This window comes from Myxococcus sp. AB025B (assembly GCF_006518215.1).
Taxonomy (GTDB): Bacteria; Myxococcota; Myxococcia; order Myxococcales; family Myxococcaceae; genus Myxococcus; species Myxococcus fulvus.
The window spans coordinates 26,899-46,495 of record NZ_SRLW01000009.1 but is presented as its reverse complement, the minus strand read 5'-3'; the positions used below and the strand labels follow the sequence as shown (position 1 = coordinate 46,495).

Genomic DNA, 19,597 nt, shown 5'->3' with positions numbered 1-19,597 from the left:
GAGCTCAGACGATCCACCCACCACCCAGGACCCGGTCCTGAGCGTAGACCACGGCGGCCTGTCCCGGCGTGACGGCGCGCGCCGGCGCCTCCAGCTTCACCGAAACGAGCCCGTGGGGGGAGATCTCCACGCGCCCGGCGGCGCCGGCGTGGCGGTGGCGGATGCGGACCTCCACGGGCGTCTCGGGCGACGGGGGCGCGTCCACCCAGTGGGGCTGGAGCAGCCCGAAGCGATCCCGCCCCGTGTCCTCGGCGGTGCCCACGACGACGCGGTGGGTGTCCGGCTCCAGGCGCTGGACGTAGCGCACCTGGCCGCCGCCCAGGTTGAGGCCCTTGCGCTGGCCCACCGTGTAGCGATGGATGCCGTGGTGCTTGCCGAGCACCTGCCCTTCCGCGTCGACGATGTCGCCCTCGGGCTGGGGGCCGGCGACCTTCTCCACGAAGCCCGCGTAGTCGCCGTCCGGCACGAAGCAGATCTCCATGCTCTCCGGCTTGTGGCTGGTGGGCAGCGCGTGGCGCTCGGCGACGGCACGCACCTGGGCCTTGGTCATGTCGCCCACGGGGAAGACGATGTCGCGCAGTTCGTCCTGGCCCAGCGTGAAGAGGAAGTAGCTCTGGTCCTTGGCCAGGTCCGCGGCGCGGCGCAGGACGTAGCGGCCGTCCTGCTCCTCGACGCGCGCGTAGTGGCCGGTGGCCAACCTGGCGCCGAGCGCCCGGGCCCGCTTGAGCAGGAAGTTGAACTTCACGTCGCGGTTGCAGGCCACGCACGGGATGGGCGTGCGTCCGCCCAGGTACGACTGGACGAAGGGGTTGACGACGCGGTCCTGGAAGATCTCCTCCGCGTTGGCGACGTAGTACGGGATGCCCAGCGCCTGGGCGACGGCGCGCGCGTCATCGATGTCGTCGGGACTGCAGCAACTGCCGCACTTCGCCTTGCCCTCGTAGGACCAGACGCGCAGGGTGATGCCGATGACCTCGTGGCCCTGCTCCTTGAGCAGGGCGGCAGCGGCCGAGGAATCCACCCCGCCGCTCATCGCAACGACGACTCGCATGGTGCCCTTCCTACACGCCCCGGCCTCCGGGCGCACGCGGCAGGACGCCCGATGCCCCCGGAACCCGACCGGGAGCCCCCCCTTGGACAGGGCAGCCCCGGCCGACACGAGAGCAGGCGCGCCCTCGTGCGCCCCGGTGGGCCCACGCCCGACAGGGGAAGCGAGCCGCCCTGGCGGCGCTGGCAAGCCACGTGTCAGCTCGGGCGCCGGGCCGCCAACCTCGGCCCCTCTGACAAGCCATGCGCCGCCGCGCGAGGGGCTCACCTCGGGCCTTCGACCGAGCCAGGTGTCAGCCCGCGCACCGCCGCGCGAGCAGTCCCCGCCTCAAGCCTTCGGGCGGGCCGCGTGCCAGTCCTTGAGCCGCTGCGCCAGGGCCTCGCGGGTGTTCAGCGCCGGGTCATCCAGCACGGAGTCCATGAGGAAGCGGGTGGCCTCTCCGACGATGGGCGACGGGCCGACCCCGAGCGTGGACATGATGTCGCCGCCGGTGAGCGCCAGGTCCTTGGCCACCAGGGGCGGCTTCGCGGCGGCGAGCGCCTCCAGCCGCGCACACAGCCGCTCCAGCTCCGCCGAACGCTCGGGCGCCCGGACCTGGACGCGGGCCCGGGCCACGGTGAGCAGCGCGGGCAGTTGCGCCAGCCCCACCCGGGCCAGGAGCCGGCGCAGCGCGGGGTCCGGGTCCGCGAAGCGCTCCTCGAGCTTCGCGGTCTCCACGAGCAGCGCCACCAGGTCCGCGACCTTGTTGGGGAACTTCAGGCGCAGGCCGATGTCCCGGGCCTGGCTCCGGTCCACCAGGTCCGCGAGGAGCGCGGCCATCCGGACCTCCACCTCCGCCGGCGCGGCCTGCACGGCGGCGCGCGCGAGCCGGGCCTCTTCGGGCGCGGCGCGGGCCACCTCGGGGAGGAACACGTCCAGCAAGCCCGTCTCCACGAGCAACACGAGCCCGCCCTCGGCGCGCGGGGACAACAGCAGCTTGACCAGCTCCTCGCGCACGCGCTCCAGCGCGACCTTGCGGAAGACGCCGAGCGTGGCGGGGATGGCGTCGCGCGTGGCCGAGTCCAGCGAGAAGCCGAGCACCGCGGCGAAGCGGACCGCGCGCATGGGGCGCAGGCCATCCTCGGAGAAGCGCTCGAACGCGGAGCCCACGCACTTGATGAGCTGGGCCCGCAGGTCCGTCTGGCCGCCGAACGGGTCCACCAGGTCGCGGTCCAACGGGTTGTAGGCCATCGCGTTGATGGTGAAGTCGCGGCGGGACAGGTCCTTGACGATGTCGCGCTCGAAGGCGACGGAGCTGGGCCGGCGCCCGTCCAGGTAGTCCCCCTCCGAGCGGAACGTCGTCACCTCCACATGCGTGCCGCCCTGGACGACGGTGACGGTGCCGTGCTGGATGCCGGTGGGGATGACCTTGCGGAAGGCGCGCTGGACCTCCTCAGGCAGCGCGCTGGTGGCCACGTCGAAGTCCTTCGGGGGGACCTGGCGCACCATGTCCCGCACGCAGCCGCCCACCAGGTACACGGCGTGGTTGAGCTCCCGCAGCCGCGCGATGACGTCGAGCACGGGGCGGGGAATGTCGGCGTTATGGAGATTGGCGAGCATGCGTCCCAGGTCGGCGGGCGTCGTGCCCGCCTGACACCTGGGTTGTACTTGCGCCCCCCGCTCTGGATCCAGGCCCAGGATGCGCCGTCGTGTTCAGGACTCCGGCGCGCAGGACAGTCCGACGGACGCTTGGGGCTGCGCGGAGTTGGCGCAGGCGATGATGAAACACTCGTTCTTGGAGCGGCACACCCCGTCACAGCACAACTGCTGCCCCGTCGGGCACGCGCCACCGTCCGGGCACGGGCCGCAGTTCACCGACGTCCCACAGTTGTTGGCAACGCAGCCGCAGCGGTTCTCGCAGGTGGTGAGGAGGGGGTCCGGCACACAGCTCGACTCGCAGTAGTTCAGCGGGTTGCACTCGTAGCCGACCCCGCAGGAGCCACACTCCAGCTTGCCGCCGCAGCCATCCGAGGGGCTGCCGCACTGCCAGTTGTTCGCCAGGCACGACGTCTTCGGCACGCAGCCCGTCGAGTACAGCTCGCTGGGCTGGCGGGACCACACGCCATTCGAGTCGACGTTCCACCCGCCGTTGAGCAGCACCTGGTCCGGCGCGTTTCCGACGAGCGACATGCCGAAGTCCCGCCGCGCCAGCGCGAGCGCCGTCAACGCGGACCAGCCGCCCGTGCCGATGTCGTAGCGCGAGACCCACTGCGCCGGCGCGCCCGTCGTCGGGTGATATCCGCCGACCACCAGCACCGAGCCGTTGCTCAGCTCCACCGCGCCGTGTCCGACGCGAGGGAACGGCGCCCAGATGGCGGTCGTCCAGGTGTTCGCGACAGGGTCGTAGCGGGAGGCCATCTGGCTGGGCACATCGCTCTGCCACTGCGGTCCCACGACGAGCACCTCGCCATTGACCGTGGTCGTCAGCAACGTCGCCGAGTGTCCCGCCGCGAGCACCGCGCCGCTGTTCGCCGTGGCGATCCACGTGTTGGTGCTCGGCCGATAGCGCTCGTGCTGGTTGCGGTTTCCCAGGAGCAGCACGTCGCCATTGCGCAGCAGCGTCGCGGTGTGGCCGGAGTACCCGCCCCTCGAAGGCGAGGCGGCGAGGGTCCACGTACCGGTCGCTGGGTCATACAGCTCCGCGGAGCCAAGGCCCTGCGTGGTGGCGGTGCCGTCGCCGCCCACCACCAGCACCTTGCCGTTCTGGAGCAGCGTCTGGGTGTGTCGGGCCCGCGCCGCGATGAGCGAGCCGGTGGCGGTCCACGTCCCCGTGGCCGGGTCATACAGCTCCGCGTCGCGGCCATTTCCCAGGGGGGTGATGCCTCCGGACACGAGCACGCGCCCGTCCTGGAGCCGGGTGGCGGCATGCTCGTACCGCGCCACCACCATGTCCCCGGTGGCGCTCCACGGCGTCGAGGCGCCCGGCGTGTAGAGCTCGGTGGCGCGGAAGTCGGCGGGAGCGCCCTGCGCGGTGCCTCCGGCCACGAGCACCCGCCCATCCGCGAGCGTCGTCTGCGTGAAGCCCGTCCGGTTGTACGTGGGCGAGGCCGTCAGGACCCGCGTCTGTTGGGACACCAGCGCGGCGGGCTCGGCGCTCTTCGGCGCGGGCGAGCCGCACGCCATCACGAAGAACACTCCCAGGAGCGCGGCGCCCCTCTTCATCCCAGCCTGCTGGCTCACGACGCCTCCGGAGAACAGTCCGTGACGTATACGGAGCGGGCCCGGAAGTCCGGCAGTTGCCTCCTCGCATTCCCCTACCCGGCCCCTTGTGGGAGCCGGGCGTCGGGGGGCTCAGCCCTCGATGTCGCCGAGGATCTTCCCGATGGGGGTCGGGGTGCCGATCATCTTCTGGAAGACGCTCCGGTTGTCGGAGCCCTCGTCGTAGCGCTGGATGGCCTCGTTCGTCGGGTTGGGCAGGTTCGGCGCGCGGCCCGAGTAGTCATTGCGGCTGGGCAGGCCGTGCTCGGCGCGGATCTTGTTCTCCGTGGGCGCCCAGCCCGCGGGCGTGTGCGGCGTGGGCTTCAGGCCCACCGTCTCGAACTCCTCGGTCAGCATCGTGCGACGGTTGAGGTTCGCCTTCATGTTGTCGGCGAAGTCGGGGTAGCGCTTGAAGACGTCGGCGTTGGCGTGCTTGCTCGACTCGATGGAGCCCACCTGGAGGCCGTTGGAGGCGCGCCACGCGTGGACCGACTCGTGGCCCAGGCTGTTGAAGCGCATGTTGCCGGGGGCCGTCTCATCGTAGTTGATGCGGCTGGGCAGGCCCGCGCTGGGCTGACCATCGTGACGGTAGGCCGGGCGGATGGACTCGTAGGTGCCCTGGTGCCGCGGCAGGTGCGACATGGGCATGTCGGCGTTGCGGCCCGAGTAGATGTCCGTGGAGGTGATGGGGTTGCGCACGGTGCCCGTCTGGCCGGGGTTGAGCGCCTGGGTGCGGCCGTCCAGCTCCGTCAACATGCGATTGCCGGTGGGCCGGTTCATCAACGTGTGGGTGGACTCGCGCGTGTCGCGGGTGAAGTCCGCGAACTGGGCGCCGCTCTGGCCGCCATCGCGGCGGGTCCGGATGCCTGGGAGGTCCGGGTGCGTGACGCCGTAGTCGGTGGGCTTGAGGTGGTTCTTCCCATCCTGGAGCTCCGTGGCGGACGGGCGGGCCTTGGGCAGCGACGTCGTTTCGGGCTTCGCCGGGGTGCTGTTGGAGCGGGGGCGCGACGTCGTGTCCGTCTTGGGGGCCGGCGAGGAGAACGACGGGCGGGAGCGGAGCTTCATGGGGGATCGCCTCGGAGTGGGAGTCGGTGACGAGGAAGCCCTGGAGCATTCGCCGTGCCGACCCTTCCCCACCCCGGCTCTGACCATCGGGTGTCGTGATTTCAGTGGGTTGGAGCGTCGAGGCGGCGGTTTCGGGCTGCGGCGGTGATGTCTGGAGGCAAGGGGGTGATGACGGTCGTCATCAGGGGCGGGGGCCGGGATTGGAGGCGCGGGGCCTGGACGTGGCACGCTGGGCGGTGGCCTTGGGCCGTGCGCATGGCCAAGGTGCAGAAGCGGGGTACCCCACCGGTTGCTGGAGGGTCGCTGATGCTTCGCCACACGCTCACGCAGGCATTGAAGGAACTCCGGACCCGGATTGCCTCGGGCGACCCGGACCTGACAGCCGCGCGGCACCTGGTCGAGCGACAGGTGCGAATGTCACCCGAGGCCCACGCGTACCTCGACAAGCTCCTGGCCGAGATGCGCGAGGAGTCGAGTCGCGAGGAGCTGCTGCGGCCGTTCCCGGAGGAGCTACCGGCGGCCCAGGTCGTCGAGCACCGGGTCTGGGAGGAGGCCTGTGAGAGCGCGCGGCGGAACATGGCGCCGCCGTTGAGCCTCACGGTGTGGCGGGATGAGGGAGGTCTGACGCGCCTGGAGGTGCTGGGGTTGTTGACGTTGGCGTTGCGCAGGCTCGCGGCGACGCCGGAGTTCGGCGCCGGGCCGCTGCTGCCCGGACTGCAGCGGTGAGGTGAGACGCTTCGTCGGCGAGCCCTCCTGACGCAAGCTCACCGGGCCTGCCTGGACCTCCCAGATTCGCGGGATGCACGTGCCCGCAGCGCTCCACGCTTCCTGAGATGGCGGGCCCTGTGCCGAGCGAGGGCCCGCCACCCTCGGATCCGCCGATCCGGACGTAAACGGCGCTCTCCCCCGAGGCAAGCGGCTCCTCTAGATGCAAGGCGTTTCCACCGCGGCCTTGCCAGAGGAATCCATGTCCATCCGTCCATCCACCGTCTTGTTCGTCGCCATGGTCAGCCTGATGGGATGTCGAGGCACCTCCCCTGCCTCCCCCCATGCAAGAACCCCGGCCCCGATGGCTGACGTTGCCAGGGAGCTGACCGGGACCTGGACCTGCAATGGCTCCATCCATGGTCCAGGAGGCGCGAGCCCGAGCAAGGTCCGATTCGAGGCCCGGCTCGAGCTCGACAAGGCCTGGCTGCGCACCGACTTCGTGGCGGTGTCCGGTGCGTACCCCTACAAGTTCACGTCGTACCGGACGTTCGATTCGAAGTCTCGCACGTGGAGGAATGTCATCCTCGACAACATGGGCGGCGAGGCCACGTCGTCGTCCACGGACGGCAGCACCTGGGTCGGCGAGTCGACCGGCCCCATGGGCAGGATGAAGATCCAGGACACCGAGCACCTCGTCTCGCCTGGGAAGCTGACCCTGCGTGGCCAGTACTCGATGGATGGCATGAGTTGGAGCACCGGCTATGACCTGACCTGCGAGAAGTGACGAGGCTCTGGATGCGGGGCCTGGGCGACGCAGGTGTCTGGCATCGACCCAGGTTGCTCCTCGCATTTGAATTCCGGACGATGCGCGCGGCCCGGTGGTCCTTCGCTCGCACATCTTCACTTCACGAGCGACCCGAACGGCACTGTGGAGCTGCGTCCGACTCAGCCCATCGTGCCGAGCGGGTTCATCGGATGCCCGCTCTTCAACTTCGAGCCCAGGTGCATGAATGATCGGCTGATGGCCGCGGTGATTGCGTTACCGGGGGACATCTCTCGGACGGAGTCGGTGGAAGAACTTCGTCCGCAGATTGAGAGCGTCTGCGGGAACTGGGCCTCGCCACGAAGGGGTGAAGTGCTCACGGTGCAAGGCGACTCGGGGCAGATGCGATTAATTACCTGCCACTCCGGAGAGCTCAGCAACGCCTTCTTTGCCTATCGGGAGGTGCTGTTCACCCAAGGCGAGGAGAAAGAGATCGCATCCATCGAATATGAGGTCTCGGGCTCCGAGTTCCTCACGATGCCCTTCTTCTTCACGTATCTGCTGCCCTTCAACATCTGCCTCTATGTGATTGGACGGGTCGCTGGGAGGCAATGGTACGGCCCGCCGCTCCCAGCAGCAGAGGGCGGACTCCCCACCGTCACATAGAGGGCTCCGGGCAGGAAATCACCTGGCCGCGGCGTGGCGCTTCTTCGCGGCGCTCGCCCTGGCCGACCGCCACGGCGCGGGCCCGCCTTCCTTCCACCATCAGCAAATGCCAGACCCCGGGTATTGCCGCAAGCCCCCCCGGTCATGGTCCACCCTCGCCCGTTTCGACCCAGGAGCGGGAGGACCGAGCCATGCACAGGGACATGATAACGCAACACGCCGTGGTGATTGCGGGAGGAGGCCCGACCGGGCTGATGCTGGCGGCGGAGCTGGCGTTGGCGAAGGTGGACGTGGCCATCGTCGAGCGTCGTGCCAGTCAGGATGTCGCCGGCTCGCGCTCGCGAGGCCTGCACGCGCGCAGCCTGGAGGTGCTCGATCAGCGCGGAGTCGTCGAGCGCTTCGTCTCACAAGGGCAGCCGGTCCAGAACGTGGCGTTCGGACAGACGCCGCTGGACCTCAGTGACTTCCCGACGCGTCACAACCACGGGCTCGCGCTTCTGCAGGAGCGCTTCGAGCGCATCCTGGCGCAGTGGGTCGAGGAGCTCGCGGTGCCCATCTACCGAGGATGCGAGGTGACGGGCTTCGCGCAGGACGACACGGGCGTCGACGTGGCGCTGTCCGACGGCCGCTCGCTGCGGGCGAAGTACCTCGTCGGGTGCGATGGGGGCCGGAGTCTGGTCCGCAAGTCAGCGGGCATCGAGTTCCCGGGCTGGGACGCGTCGATCAGCTACCTCATCGCCGAGGTCGAGATGACGGGAGCCCCCGCGTTCGGCATCCGCCGGGACGAGAAGGGCACGTTCGCCATGGGCAAGCAGGCGGACGGAAGCGTCGGCGTCGTGCTGCGGGAGGAACAGGTCAACACGGGCGAGGCGCCGACACTCGAGACGCTGCGCGAGGGCCTCGTCAGGCTCTACGGGTCGGACTTCGGCTTGCGAAGCGCCACGTACCTCTCCAGGTTCACCGACATGACGCGGCAGGCGGCGTCCTACCGGGACCGACGGGTGCTGCTGGCCGGAGACGCGGCCCACGTACACTCGCCGATGGGCGGACAGGGGCTCAACCTCGGTGTGCAGGATGCCGTGAACCTGGGGTGGAAGCTGGCGCAGGTCGTGCGAGGCGTTTCGCCGGAGAGCCTGCTCGACACGTACCAGGCCGAGCGGCACCCCGTCGCGGCCCGCGCGTTGCGCAAGACCATGGCGCAGACCGCGCTCAGCCGCGGCGACACGAGGATGGACGCAGTACGCGAGACGCTGTCGGAATTGCTGCGGATGGAGGAGCCCCGCAAGCAGTACGCGGCGATGATGTCGGGGCTGGACGTCCAGTATGACCTGGGCGCTGGACACCCCTTGCTCGGGCGGCGCGTGCCGGACCTCGACCTGGTGACCGCCGACGGCCCACGGCGCGTGTTCCACCTGTTGCACGAGGCACGGGCGGTGCTGCTCGACCTGGGCGAACCAGGGTTGCTCGACCTCGCGCCCTGGGCGGACCGGGTTCAACGGGTCGCGGCCCGCTACCCGGGCGAGTGGGAGCTGCCGGTGCTCGGCGTGGTCACCTCGCCGGTGGCGGTGCTGATTCGTCCGGACGGCCACGTCGCGTGGGTCGGCGAGGGCACGGACCAGGGACTGCATGAAGCCCTGGCCCGCTGGTTCGGGGCGCCGAGCACGACGTGACACGTGCTCGCCCCCGGGTGGCGCATAGGATGCGCCCCCATGGACTTCCAGGCGCGGCTCGAGGCGCTCACGCACCAACTCCGCCCCTGGTCCGCGCTCTGGTCCCGCTCCATCCTCCAGGGCTGGCCCGAGTCCGGCGCCGCCTATCCCGAGGATTGGCGGGCCTATGCCCGGTCACTCGATGAAGCAGGCGAGCGGAGCTTGGACCAAGGAGCGCTCCAGGGAGTGCCGCCTCCCTCCCTGGGTGCGCTCCTGGGCTCGCTCCAGGAGCTGACGGCGATTCCCTGGCACGACGGCCGTCACCCGCTGACGGTCACGGAGACGCAGGGGCTCAGCGACAAGAAGGCCCACGAGCTCGAACGGGTGCTGGCCCTGCTGGGGCCCAGAACGCGCTTCATCCAACAGGCGGTCGATATCGGCGGCGGCATGGGACATCTCGCCCGCCTGTGTGCGCGGACGTTCGGGTGGACCTTCCACAGCATCGACAGGGACGCGGTATTGCAGGACAAGGGCCGACAATGGCTGAAGAGGACCCGCTCCCCTGTCGGGGGCCCCTTGAGCTTCATCCAAGCCTCCGTCGAGGACGGCAGCCAACCGCGGCTCGACCCGCTCTTCTCCGGTCCAGACCGGGCGTCCATCGGCCTGCACACCTGCGGGCCACTCGCGCTCACGCAGATCCGCAAGAGCCAGGGGGCGGGCTTCATCCTGAGCATCGGCTGTTGCTACGACAAGCTCGAGGTCCCAAGGGACTACCCCGTCTCCCGAGTCGGCCGCGAACATCCCCTGCCCTTCACGCAACATGCCCTGGCACTGACGACGCGGGGACGGCCGCGGAAGACCGAGGCGGAGTTCGCGCGGATGAAGCAGGTGTACGCGTGGCGCTTCGCGTTCCATCTCCTGTCGAAGCGGCGGTTTCCCGAGCGAGACTTCGTGAGGGCGGGAGACGCGCCCCGGGCGCTCTATGACGGTCCCTTCGCCATCTATGCGCTCGACCGCCTGGAGCGCCTGGGGCTCTCCTCGGGAATGACCGAGGCCGAACTGGATGCCTTCGAGGTCTCCGTTCGCGCCGAGACGCGGGACCTCCTGCTCTGCCATCTGCTGAGGGATCGCTTCGCGAGGGCGTTGGAGGTCGTGCTCCTGCTCGATCGCGCGATGTTCCTGGAGGAACTGGGCTTCCAGGTCGAGTTGCTCCAGCTCTTCGAGCCCGACGTGTCTCCGCGAAACCTCGCGCTCATCGCGTCACGGAACACCTGAGGAAAGCAGGAGGAGCACCACGACGGGGCTCCCCCGCCCAGGAGACTGGAGGAGCCCGCGATGGCGGCCTACCAATCAACGTCGACGCAGGACCATCCGCCCAGACACGTGCACTGACTCTTCCCTCCAGCGCTGTTGCAGCAGAGGACACTCTCTCCTCCCCAGCACTGCTGACTGGTGACCGAGTTGCACGGCGCATACGCGCACGTGGGATCCGGAGGATTCGTGGGAGGACACGCGTGGAAGACCCCACTGCATGTCACTCCCGAGTAGTCGACGGCCTGGCACGGCGTTCCCGAGCAGCTGATGGGCCCGTTGGCGCAGTTGGCATAGCACGTCGCCAGCTCCTGCGAGCTTTCACTCAATGCCTCGTCGCCGACGACTTCTGTCGCGGCTCCGCCACACCCCAGTGCGAACATGACGGCGAAAGCCACCCACAGCAGCTTCAAGCTCTTCATGAGGGTTCCCCTGTCGTAAGCGTGTGCGAGCGAGGGACCACCGAGCCGCGGACATCCTCCGAGATTTGAGGGCCCAGGGCAAACCATGCTCAATGGCAACATCCTCCGCCGCCCCAGGAAACCGCTGGGGTTCCAGGGAGTTGGCGAGTGACCCCGACAGGAATCGAACCTGTGGCCTGCGGTTTAGGAAACCGCCGCTCTATCCAACTGAGCTACGGGGTCGTGCCAACAAACGCCTGAAACAACGGCGCTTTCTAGCAAGAGCCCCGGGGTACCTCAAGCACCACGTACGTCCCCCCTCGCCCGGCTGCCCGAGCGCACCGAATCCGGTCGAATTCCGGCAAACCGACACCGGGTACGGCCCTGCTGGCCCCTGGGTGTGGGTTCGCGGCACCGACCGCCAGGACTCCGTCCACCCATCAACAGATCGCCCGTCCGCGCCGTGGGCCACGGGACCCGGCATGAACCGCGCAGAGGCCGGGCGCCCCCACATTCCTGGGATGGACCTGCCCGTGAGGCCTCGCTCACGCTGGGTCTCCACCCAGGAGCGTCACAAGCGCTCAGTCCCTGGAGCACCCGCCAGGATTCCCGGGGGAAGGCACGATGCTGGCTCCACTGACGCTTGCGTTGCTCCTGCGCCACCTCGTCGCGGCCTGGTTGGGGCGTCGCGACGCGGAGGCCTCGGCACCCACGCAGCCCCTCGAGGAGTCGTGAATGCAACCAGGACCATCCTGCCGTGTGGCACTGCTCTCCACCCTGCTCGCCCTGACGGGCTGCGGAGACAATGCCGCCCCGGAGGCCCTCCCCTTCGCAGACGGCCGCTTCCTCCTCGACGACGCGGGGGGTGACCCGGATGGCGGAGCGTCCGAGGACGCGGGAGAAGAGGACGCAGGCGAGGAGGACGCGGGCGAGGAGGACGCCGGGAGCGAGGATGCGGGCAGCGAGGACGCCGGCACCGATGAGGACGCTGGAACGGGCGGCGGCCCCACCAACCCTGGCGGCCCCAACGGCCCGTACATCTGCCCCTACTTCCTCAACGTCGAGACGACCTATTACAGCGACGGGTACTACACCTACTCGGTCGGCACCGACATCTGCCGCTGCGGCGTGGGCTACAAATCCGGCGCCGAGACGAACTGGTACCTCACCTTCGACTTCGGCCACTGCTGAACGACGCTCCGGCCCGCGCTCCTCCTCGAGCGCGGGCCGTGTTCCCTCCACTCACTCCTGACGGATGCTGAGCTGGAAGCTGCCGACGTCCCAGTCGCTGTAGCCATCCACGACGATGGAGATGGCCTGACCGGCCGCCAGCGGCATCCGGACCTCCGAGACGCCCTCGCCCCGGTAGTTCCCATCACACGTGAGCACCTGCCGAGGCTCGCACGTGCGCGGGTACACCGCCACCACCGTGCCGATGCTCGAGCCCGCCGTATCAATCACATACGTGCCCGCCGCCGGCGCCTCCCAGAAGAACACCTTCTCAGGCGCCGAGGAGGGATAGCGGCACGCCGGCACATCGTGGTCGATATGACTGGCCCCCGACGTGCTCCCCGCCGTCCAGAGGGGCAGCGCCCCCGTCAGCGTCACCCCCTCCACGCCCTGGCAGTTGGCGCGCTCCGTCCGGCCGGAGGCCGCCTGACAATCGGCGTCCTGCGGATAGTCCACGTCTCCGTCGTCGTCGTTGTCCACGCCGTCGAAGCACGTGGGCAGCACCGCCGGGTCCACCTCGGACTCGTCCTTGGGCGAATCGCACCCCGGCTCGCTCGGGTAGTCCACGCGCCCGTCACCATCGTCGTCGCGCCCGTTGCTGCACGCGTACGGCATGTCCACGTTCAGCGTGAAGTCCTGCGGGCCGTAGCTCTCCAGGACGACGACCACGCGCTCGTTCGCGGCGAGCGTCACCTCGCCCATCACGCCGTCCGGCCAGTTGTTCCGGCTGCACTTCGCGACGAACCCACCCCGGCAGTTCTCCTGGCGCAGGGACAGGTAGAGGTTCGAGCGCCCCTCCACCGCGAACCGGTACGTCCCCGCGATGGGCGCCACCAGGTCGTAGGCCACCGCGTTGATGGACGCTCCGCTCACCCCGCCACACTGCGACGACACGTACCGCCCCGCCCGCGCCGTCCTCCCCACGAGGACCAGCGGCGCCGTGGGGAGGTTCTGCGCCGGCAGGACCTGACCACACGCGACCTCGTCGTCATCCGCGGCGCTCGTGCAGGACGGGTCTCCTCCCGGCGCCAGGGCGAAGTCGATCAACCCATCCGTGAAGCCCACCGGCTCGCTGTCCACCGAGTCGCCACACGCCGGCACCGGGGTCGGGTCCGTCTCGTCATCGTCCATCGGACTCTCGCACCCCGGGTCGTACGGGAAGTCGTTCTTCCCATCCTCGTCCGAGTCCTCCCCGTCCGAGCATCGGGGCAGCCGGCACTGGAACAACGTGGAGGACACGCCTCCCCCTTCCAGCTCCTTCGGCCGGCAGACCTGCGTCTCCGAGCACTGGAACCAGGGCTGCAGCGGGTCGCATGCGGCGTCGTCATCGAGCAGGCCGGACACGTCGATGCGTCCCAGGCCCGTCCCCTCGACGACGGCGAAGACCACGCCTGCCTCCGGCAGGTACGTGTAGCCGGTGGCCTGCGCTTCCGACGCCACGTTGCAAGCCAGCGTCCGCGAGTCCAGCGCGCACGCATCCCGCAGCGAGATGCCCTGCACCTGCGGGTCTCCCACCACGAAGACCGAGCCGGGCCCCGGCACCCGGATGCCCACCACCCGGTCCACCTGCCCCGGCGTCGAGCAGCTCAACCGGTGGTCATCCACCGCCTCGGTGAAGTCGAGCGGCAGCACGGCCCGCGGCGCCAGGCCCACGCTCGCCTCCGTCGTCAGGTCGATGGGCGCCTCGCAGCTCTCGCCCTCCCCCGACTCGGACGTCCCGGCCGCGCTGCCACACCCCGGGTCCTCCGGCCAGTCCACCAGGCCGTCCCCGTCGTCGTCGTCGCCATCCGAGCAGGCGGGCTGCGTCAGCGGGTCCGTCTCGTCGTCGTCCTCGGGCGACTCGCAGCCCGGGTCGCTCGGGTAGTCGTAGACCAGGTCTCCGTCCGCGTTGTTCTTGCCGTCGTCACACGCGTTCGCCTGGCAGCGGTACGCCGGTGAGCCATCCGGGTTCTGCTCGTCCTCCTGCTCGCCGCAGACACCATGGCCGCAGACGAAGTTCGCGTCCCCGGGCGTGCACCGCGCCCCGACCCCCAGCACGGCGCTCGCCAGCCGCAGCCCCACGCCCGGCCCGGAGTTCGGGAAGTAGATCTTCGCGTCCCTCGACAGCGGCCCCGTCGTGAGGCTCGTCACCGCCGTCGTCCGGCACGTGGCGCGCTCGGGGACCGGCGTGCAGCCCGCCTCGCCCGTCATGTCCTGGATGAAGAACGCCAGCGGCAGGTAGTAGCCCGAGCTCCCCGACACCTCCAGGCGCTCGACCGGGCCATCGAACGGCAGCGACAACCACGTCCCGCTGCCCGAGCTGGAGCCATACCCGCAGGGCTGCTGCACCGTCGTGGCATGCACCACGTTCAGCGGGAAGAAGTCCATGCCCGTGGGAATCGTGATGGAGGACTGGCAGGCCCCGCCCCGGTCGGACGGATAGACAGGCACCTGGAGCGGCGCGGACGTCGCGGTCGCGCCGAGCCAGTCCGCCGCGAACGACGTGACGGTCATCGTCCCCGGGGTCGACGGCGTGTGCGTGCCCGTCAGCGTGTAACCGGAGTACGGACTCACGTCGATCCCACCGTTGCCGCCCAGCGGCACGCCGTCCGCCGTCAGCGACATCAGCGCGATGCGCTTCTCGTCGTAGACGGTCGCCCGCACCTGGATGGGACGGCCGGCCAGCGCATAGCTCTCACGTGAGGAGAGGTAGAACCACGGCGCGCGGTTCACCGCGACCTGGTACGTGGCCTCGATGGACACGGACAGCCCCCGGACGTCGGTGAGGTCCGCCTCGAGGTGCAGCGCACCCGCCGGGAAGGCCCTGGACGGGAGCGCCACGTAGCAGTTGTTCGTGCCCGAGCAGGTGGTCGACGCGGTGAAGACCGCGCCCGTGGAGTCGGTCACCGTCAGCGACACCGACTGGAGCCCCACGTCATCCCACGCGCTGACCCCCGCCTCGACGGGATGGTCCGCGACCAGCTCCCGGCCCCACGGCCATGAGCCGAAGTTGAAGGTGCCCTCGGGCACCTCGTTCTCGCTGATGTTCAGCTCGGTGTAGCGCCGGCTCTCGTGGCCCATCAAATCCCGGGCGACCACCATCACCACCAGGGACGTCTTGCCCGCCAGCACCGGGTCCGACAGCAGCGGGACCGGGAAGGTGGCCTCGACATAGCCGTCGGTGCTGGTGGCCAGGTGCTGCGGCGTCCCGCCTCCCACGATGTGCGTGGGGCTCACCCAGGTCGCGCCGTAGATGATCCACGCGCTCACCGTGTCCAGGTCTCCGTCCACGTCGCTGGCCTCGGCGCTCATGTTCGTGGACGTCCCCTCCGCTCGCGTCTCGTACATCGACACGTACTCGATGTCCGGCAGGGCCACCGGCTCCAGCAGCGTGTAGCTGCGCTCACCCGTATCCACGCGCTGGCCCAGGGTGTCCTCCACCACCAGCCGCAGCGTCACCGTGTCTCCCGCCTGCTTCGTCGGGAACTCGAGCAGGTGCTCGAAGCCGTGCTCGCCGCCCTGCTCGTCCGAGGCGCTGCTCGCGACGACCACCCCGTCCACGGAGAAGCGCAGCACGGACGGCCCGTCGTCCCACGCCGACAGGTAGAGCGGGTTCTTCGCGGGGCTCGCGAACAGGCGCGGCGGCAGACCCGACAGCAGCGTCGGCGGACTCGACGAGTCACGCACCTGGAGCGGCAGGGTTCCACGCACCGACTGGCCCAGGGCGTCCACCACGTCGACATGGACCTCGGGGTTGCCCACCAGGTGCGCCGGGAGCCGGACGACCCCCGCGTAGTTTCTCGGAGCGCCCACGACGGGCGACAGCACACCGACGAACACGTCCTCCATGCTCACCGTCACGGTGTACGGCCGGGCGCCGCCGGACACGTCCACCCGGACCGGGACCAGCTGACCGCTGGCGAACTCCTGATAGGCATACGGCTCCTGCATCGACACCCACAGCGACTCCTCCTCGGGAGCGCTCACGCGGATGACCTGGACCTCGGACTGAGCCTCGGCGCCGCTGGCGGTCCGTCCGCGGACCTGGAGCAACCACTCCGAGCCGGGCAGCGCCGACTCCGGCACCCACCACTGCCCCGACACCGCTCCAGTCTCCAGGTGCGCGAAGGGCGCCCCGTCCACCCACAGCGTCGCGCTCCCCAGCCGTGCCCCGGACGTGCGGGCGTCGAACGACACCAGCGTGCCCGGCTCCACGATGAGCGGCGCGGCCGCCAACCGCAGGGTCGCCGAAGGAGGCGCGAGCTGCGCGGGCGCCGTGAACACCGACAGGCCCTGGAAGCCCCGCGCCACGACGACCTGGTCGCCGGCCAGCACCGCGTCGCGCGCGTCCGGCGCGTCGAGCGTGGCCCTCAGCACGGGCGTATGGGACGAGACATCCCAGAGCTGCACGTCCTCGTCCGTCGACACCAGCGCCAGCAGGCCCACCATCCGGATGCGGCGCACGGCCCCCTCGGTGGGCACCGTGCCCACCTCGCGCAGGCTCCCCGCCGCGTCCAGCGTGTACACGCGGAAGCCGTCGTCGTTGCCCGCCAGCAGTCGCTGTCCCTCCAGCGCCACCACGTTCGCGGCCTGACCGGACACGCTCGCCCTCCGGAGGATGTCTCCGGCGCTGTCACGCTCCGCCCAGGTGAAGCCCAGGGTGCCCTGCGCGATGACGGCGCGGCGCTCATCACCCGCCACGTCGAGCGTGGGCCCCTGCAGGTCCAGCTTCTTGATGGACTCCACCGTGGGCAGGCTGGCCGTGGCGAGCACTCCGCCGCCCACCGTCCACAGCCGGCCGGTGCTCACGGCGAACCGCTCCACGCTCCCGATGCCGCCCAGCCGGCTTCCCCGCGTGGAGTCCACGGTGAAGGCTCCCGTGCTGTTCGCGTCGGTATGCACGGACATTGTCGCGGCGTTCAGCAGGAAGGTGTCCCCGCCGAGCCGCTCCGTCTGCCGCACCGCCTTCAGCGTGGTGGAGACCGCGCGATTCAAGACCGGGTGGGACGGGTCGGCCAGGTCCAGCAGCGACGCGCCACCCAGCCCGGCCGCCACGATGACACCCCGCCGCGCCGCGGCCACGCCCACCACGGCATCGGTCGTGGACCAGCCCTCGCCCAGCATCGGCGGCTGCGTCCCGTCCGAGACCCGGTCGACGAGCTTCAGCACCACCAGCCCCCGCGGGGTCGCCGCCAGCAGCGCGCCACCCGACACGCGCAGCGAACGGGCCGCCACCGGCAGCTGCCCCAGCACTCGCGGCGCCGTGGGCTCGCGGAGGTCCACCACGCGCAGCACGTCGTCGTCGCCGGCCACGTAGGCCAGACCCCGACTGACAGTCAGCGCCCGCGTCCCGATGCCCAGCTGCGCCTCGCCCAGCGCCACCATGTTCGACGCGCCCAGGTGCACCACGTGGATGCCCCGCGCCGTGCCCACCACCGCCATGCCCCCCTCCACGTCCACCTGCCGGACCGTGGACTGCAGGCCCACGGACATGGGCCCACCGCAGCAAGGCACCGACTCCGACTCCACCTTGTGCGCGTAGAGCGTCTGCGCGGACGCGTAGAACAGCCGGTCGTTCGACACGCCCAGCAGCGGCGTGTTCAGCCACGGGTTGTAGCGCTCCACGTACCGCCGCAGCTCGGGCGCCGAGGGCTCCGTCAGGTGCACCTCGTCGACGTTGTACGAGGACTCGTGCGCCACGAAGGCCCGGCTCGACGCGCCCATCGACATCACCAACGACGTCTCGTGCCGGCCCACCACGCGCGGGGCCTCCGGCCTCGACACGTCCACCACCCACAGGCCGCCCTGCTCCACCGCCACCAGGGCGTGATGTCCCTGGACCACCAGCGAGCGGGGCGTGCCCTCCACGCGCACCTGTCCCACGGGCGTCACGGTGACGCCCTGCGCGTCCTCCACCCGGAGACCCACGGCCACTCCCGAGGGCGTGGCGACGAGGACCCGGTCGCCGAGCACCGCGAGGTCCACCGCGTTGGCGAACATGCCCGCCACCGTCACCGCGCCGTCGGACAACACCGGCGCGCTCACGGTCCGCTCCCGGAACGCCTCGCCGACGCGGCCCTGGAGGTCCTTCACCCAACCCTCCACGCGCAGCACGGTGCCCGAGGGCGTGCCCACCGGCACGGTGTAGCTCAGCGCCGGCCCACCCGAGGCCACCAGCGCCCCGCCCAGCTTCACGCGCAGCACCTGCTCCGCCAGCGGCAGCGTCCCATCCGCGGCTACCAGCTTCGCCGTCACCGTCGAGCCCGCGGACACCTCGGTCCCCGTCGGCGTCACCACGATGTCGGAGATGGTCGGGTTCGACACATCCTCCAGCACCAGCACCTGCGTGCTCGCCACCGACTCGCGGCCGTCACCATCGACCAGGCGCGCGGTGATGAGCATCTGCGCCTGGACCTCTCCCTGGGCCAGGTTCGGCATCCGGGGCGTGGCCACGGTGGCGGGCGAGACGATGACCTGCTGCTCCGTCTGCGTCATCGTCGTCCTGCCCACCGAGAAGCTCACCGTGTACCGCTCCGGCGCGCTCACCCCGCTGCCGAAGGCCAGCGTCACCTGCACCGGCTGGCCCTCGACGACCTGGGCCACCGCGGGAGTCAGCGTGAACGCCGTCCCCACCGGCTGGGGGTTGGTGAAGACGAGCACGGGCGCGGGCGCGGAGATGGCCGTGTGGACGTCGTCCGTCGCGGTCGCCTCCACCGTCACGCCATGGCCCACGCCGGTGCCCACCATGGGCACGCGCAGCACCGCCCGCAGGAAGGGCGCGCTCACGGTGACGCTGTCGAGCACCGTCGCCCCATCCTTCAGCGTCACCGTCACCTGCTTCACCCGCGACGGGTCCACGAACCTCGGGACCACCGTCATGAGCGTGCCCTCGTACACCTGCGCGGGCGCGTCCAGCGACACGAACTCCGGGCCCGTCGTCGGCGGGGTCAGCCCCACCTCGACGACCTTCGCGTCGGACCTGCCCGCCTGGTCGAACACCGACAGCTCGAGTCGGGCCGTGGCCCCCGTCAGCGGCAGGTCCACCGCGTCCGGCAGCCGTCCGTCCAGCACCTGCACCGTGTGGCCATTCACCTTCAGCACCGAGACGAAGGCCTCGAAGGTGTCCGCCTCGTCGGTCATGGACGCGGTCAGCGCCAGGCGGCTCCCCGCCACGGCCGTCGACGACGCCACCTGGAGCGACAGCTCGGGCCTGGCCGGCCCACGGACCAGCGGCAGGCGCGCCACCGTCCCGGCCTCCGCGGACAGGAGGTCTCCCGCCGCCAGGACCGCCGCCCCCGTCAGCGCGGGGAAATCACCCACGCCGACCGGATACGCACCACCCGACACCGGCTCCGAGCGCACGTCGAACACGCGCACGCCCAGGTCCGTCCCCACCGCGAGCCACGGCCCGAGCACGGAGGCCGAGCGCACCGGCGCATCCACGCCGGCCCCCGTCCCCTGCTGCTCCAGGAGGCTCCCGGCTTCCTCGAAGCAGCGCACGGTGTTGGTCCCCATCACACAGGCCTGGTCCGCGCCCACG

The 19,597-nt window shown here is 70.5% G+C and carries 11 protein-coding genes and 1 tRNA gene (1 of these 12 cut by a window edge); 6 read left to right on the top strand and 6 right to left on the bottom strand.

Annotation, left to right across the window (positions count from 1 at the left end):
- Window positions 1–4 precede the first annotated feature (4 nt).
- The 4 genes from mnmA to FL311_RS02900 form a co-directional block, all read right to left on the bottom strand.
- On the bottom strand, window positions 5–1,051 hold the full coding sequence (gene mnmA, locus FL311_RS02915; protein ID WP_141323296.1) for a tRNA 2-thiouridine(34) synthase MnmA: 1,047 nt from the start codon (window positions 1,049–1,051) through the stop codon (window positions 5–7).
- A 324-nt stretch (window positions 1,052–1,375) separates the two neighbouring features.
- Window positions 1,376–2,647: a CCA tRNA nucleotidyltransferase gene (locus FL311_RS02910; RefSeq protein ID WP_141323294.1), complete on the bottom strand. Its 1,272-nt coding sequence runs from the start codon at window positions 2,645–2,647 to the stop codon at window positions 1,376–1,378.
- Window positions 2,648–2,740: 93 nt separating this feature from the next.
- Complete coding sequence (locus FL311_RS02905; RefSeq protein ID WP_194869026.1) at window positions 2,741–4,267, bottom strand: kelch repeat-containing protein; 1,527 nt, start codon at window positions 4,265–4,267, stop codon at window positions 2,741–2,743.
- 111 nt (window positions 4,268–4,378) lie between these two features.
- Window positions 4,379–5,350 carry a M91 family zinc metallopeptidase gene (locus tag FL311_RS02900; protein ID WP_141323291.1) on the bottom strand — a complete coding sequence of 324 codons (972 nt, stop codon included), beginning with the start codon at window positions 5,348–5,350 and terminating at the stop codon, window positions 4,379–4,381.
- 306 nt (window positions 5,351–5,656) lie between these two features.
- Between FL311_RS02900 and FL311_RS02895 the strand changes: the two genes are divergently transcribed.
- The 5 genes from FL311_RS02895 to FL311_RS02875 all read left to right on the top strand — a co-directional run bounded on the left by FL311_RS02895 (window position 5,657) and on the right by FL311_RS02875 (window position 10,411).
- Complete coding sequence (locus FL311_RS02895; RefSeq protein WP_141323290.1) at window positions 5,657–6,076, top strand: hypothetical protein; 420 nt, start codon at window positions 5,657–5,659, stop codon at window positions 6,074–6,076.
- Window positions 6,077–6,419: 343 nt separating this feature from the next.
- On the top strand, window positions 6,420–6,842 hold the full coding sequence (locus FL311_RS02890) for a DUF1579 domain-containing protein (protein WP_228556635.1): 423 nt from the start codon (window positions 6,420–6,422) through the stop codon (window positions 6,840–6,842).
- 222 nt (window positions 6,843–7,064) lie between these two features.
- On the top strand, window positions 7,065–7,487 hold the full coding sequence (locus tag FL311_RS02885; protein WP_141323287.1) for a hypothetical protein: 423 nt from the start codon (window positions 7,065–7,067) through the stop codon (window positions 7,485–7,487).
- Between the two features lie 191 nt (window positions 7,488–7,678).
- Entirely contained in the window at window positions 7,679–9,157 is a 1,479-nt protein-coding gene (locus FL311_RS02880; RefSeq protein WP_141323286.1) for an FAD-dependent monooxygenase, read from the top strand.
- Window positions 9,158–9,196: 39 nt separating this feature from the next.
- Complete coding sequence (locus tag FL311_RS02875) at window positions 9,197–10,411, top strand: methyltransferase (protein ID WP_141323284.1); 1,215 nt, start codon at window positions 9,197–9,199, stop codon at window positions 10,409–10,411.
- Between the two features lie 606 nt (window positions 10,412–11,017).
- On the opposite strand, the gene FL311_RS02870 is transcribed toward FL311_RS02875, so the two are convergent.
- Window positions 11,018–11,091, bottom strand: a tRNA-Arg gene (locus tag FL311_RS02870).
- A gap of 516 nt (window positions 11,092–11,607) precedes the next feature.
- On the opposite strand from FL311_RS02870, the gene FL311_RS43940 reads away from it, so the two are divergent.
- Window positions 11,608–12,039, top strand: coding sequence for a hypothetical protein (locus FL311_RS43940; RefSeq protein WP_194869025.1), 432 nt, complete (start codon window positions 11,608–11,610; stop codon window positions 12,037–12,039).
- 51 nt (window positions 12,040–12,090) lie between these two features.
- Here FL311_RS43940 and FL311_RS02860 read toward each other — a convergent pair whose 3' ends face one another.
- Window positions 12,091–19,597: the end of an Ig-like domain-containing protein gene (locus tag FL311_RS02860; protein WP_194869024.1), read on the bottom strand. 24,572 nt of this gene lie beyond the right edge of the window; 7,507 of the gene's 32,079 nt are visible here — the last part of the coding sequence; the start codon falls outside the window, past its right edge; its stop codon occupies window positions 12,091–12,093.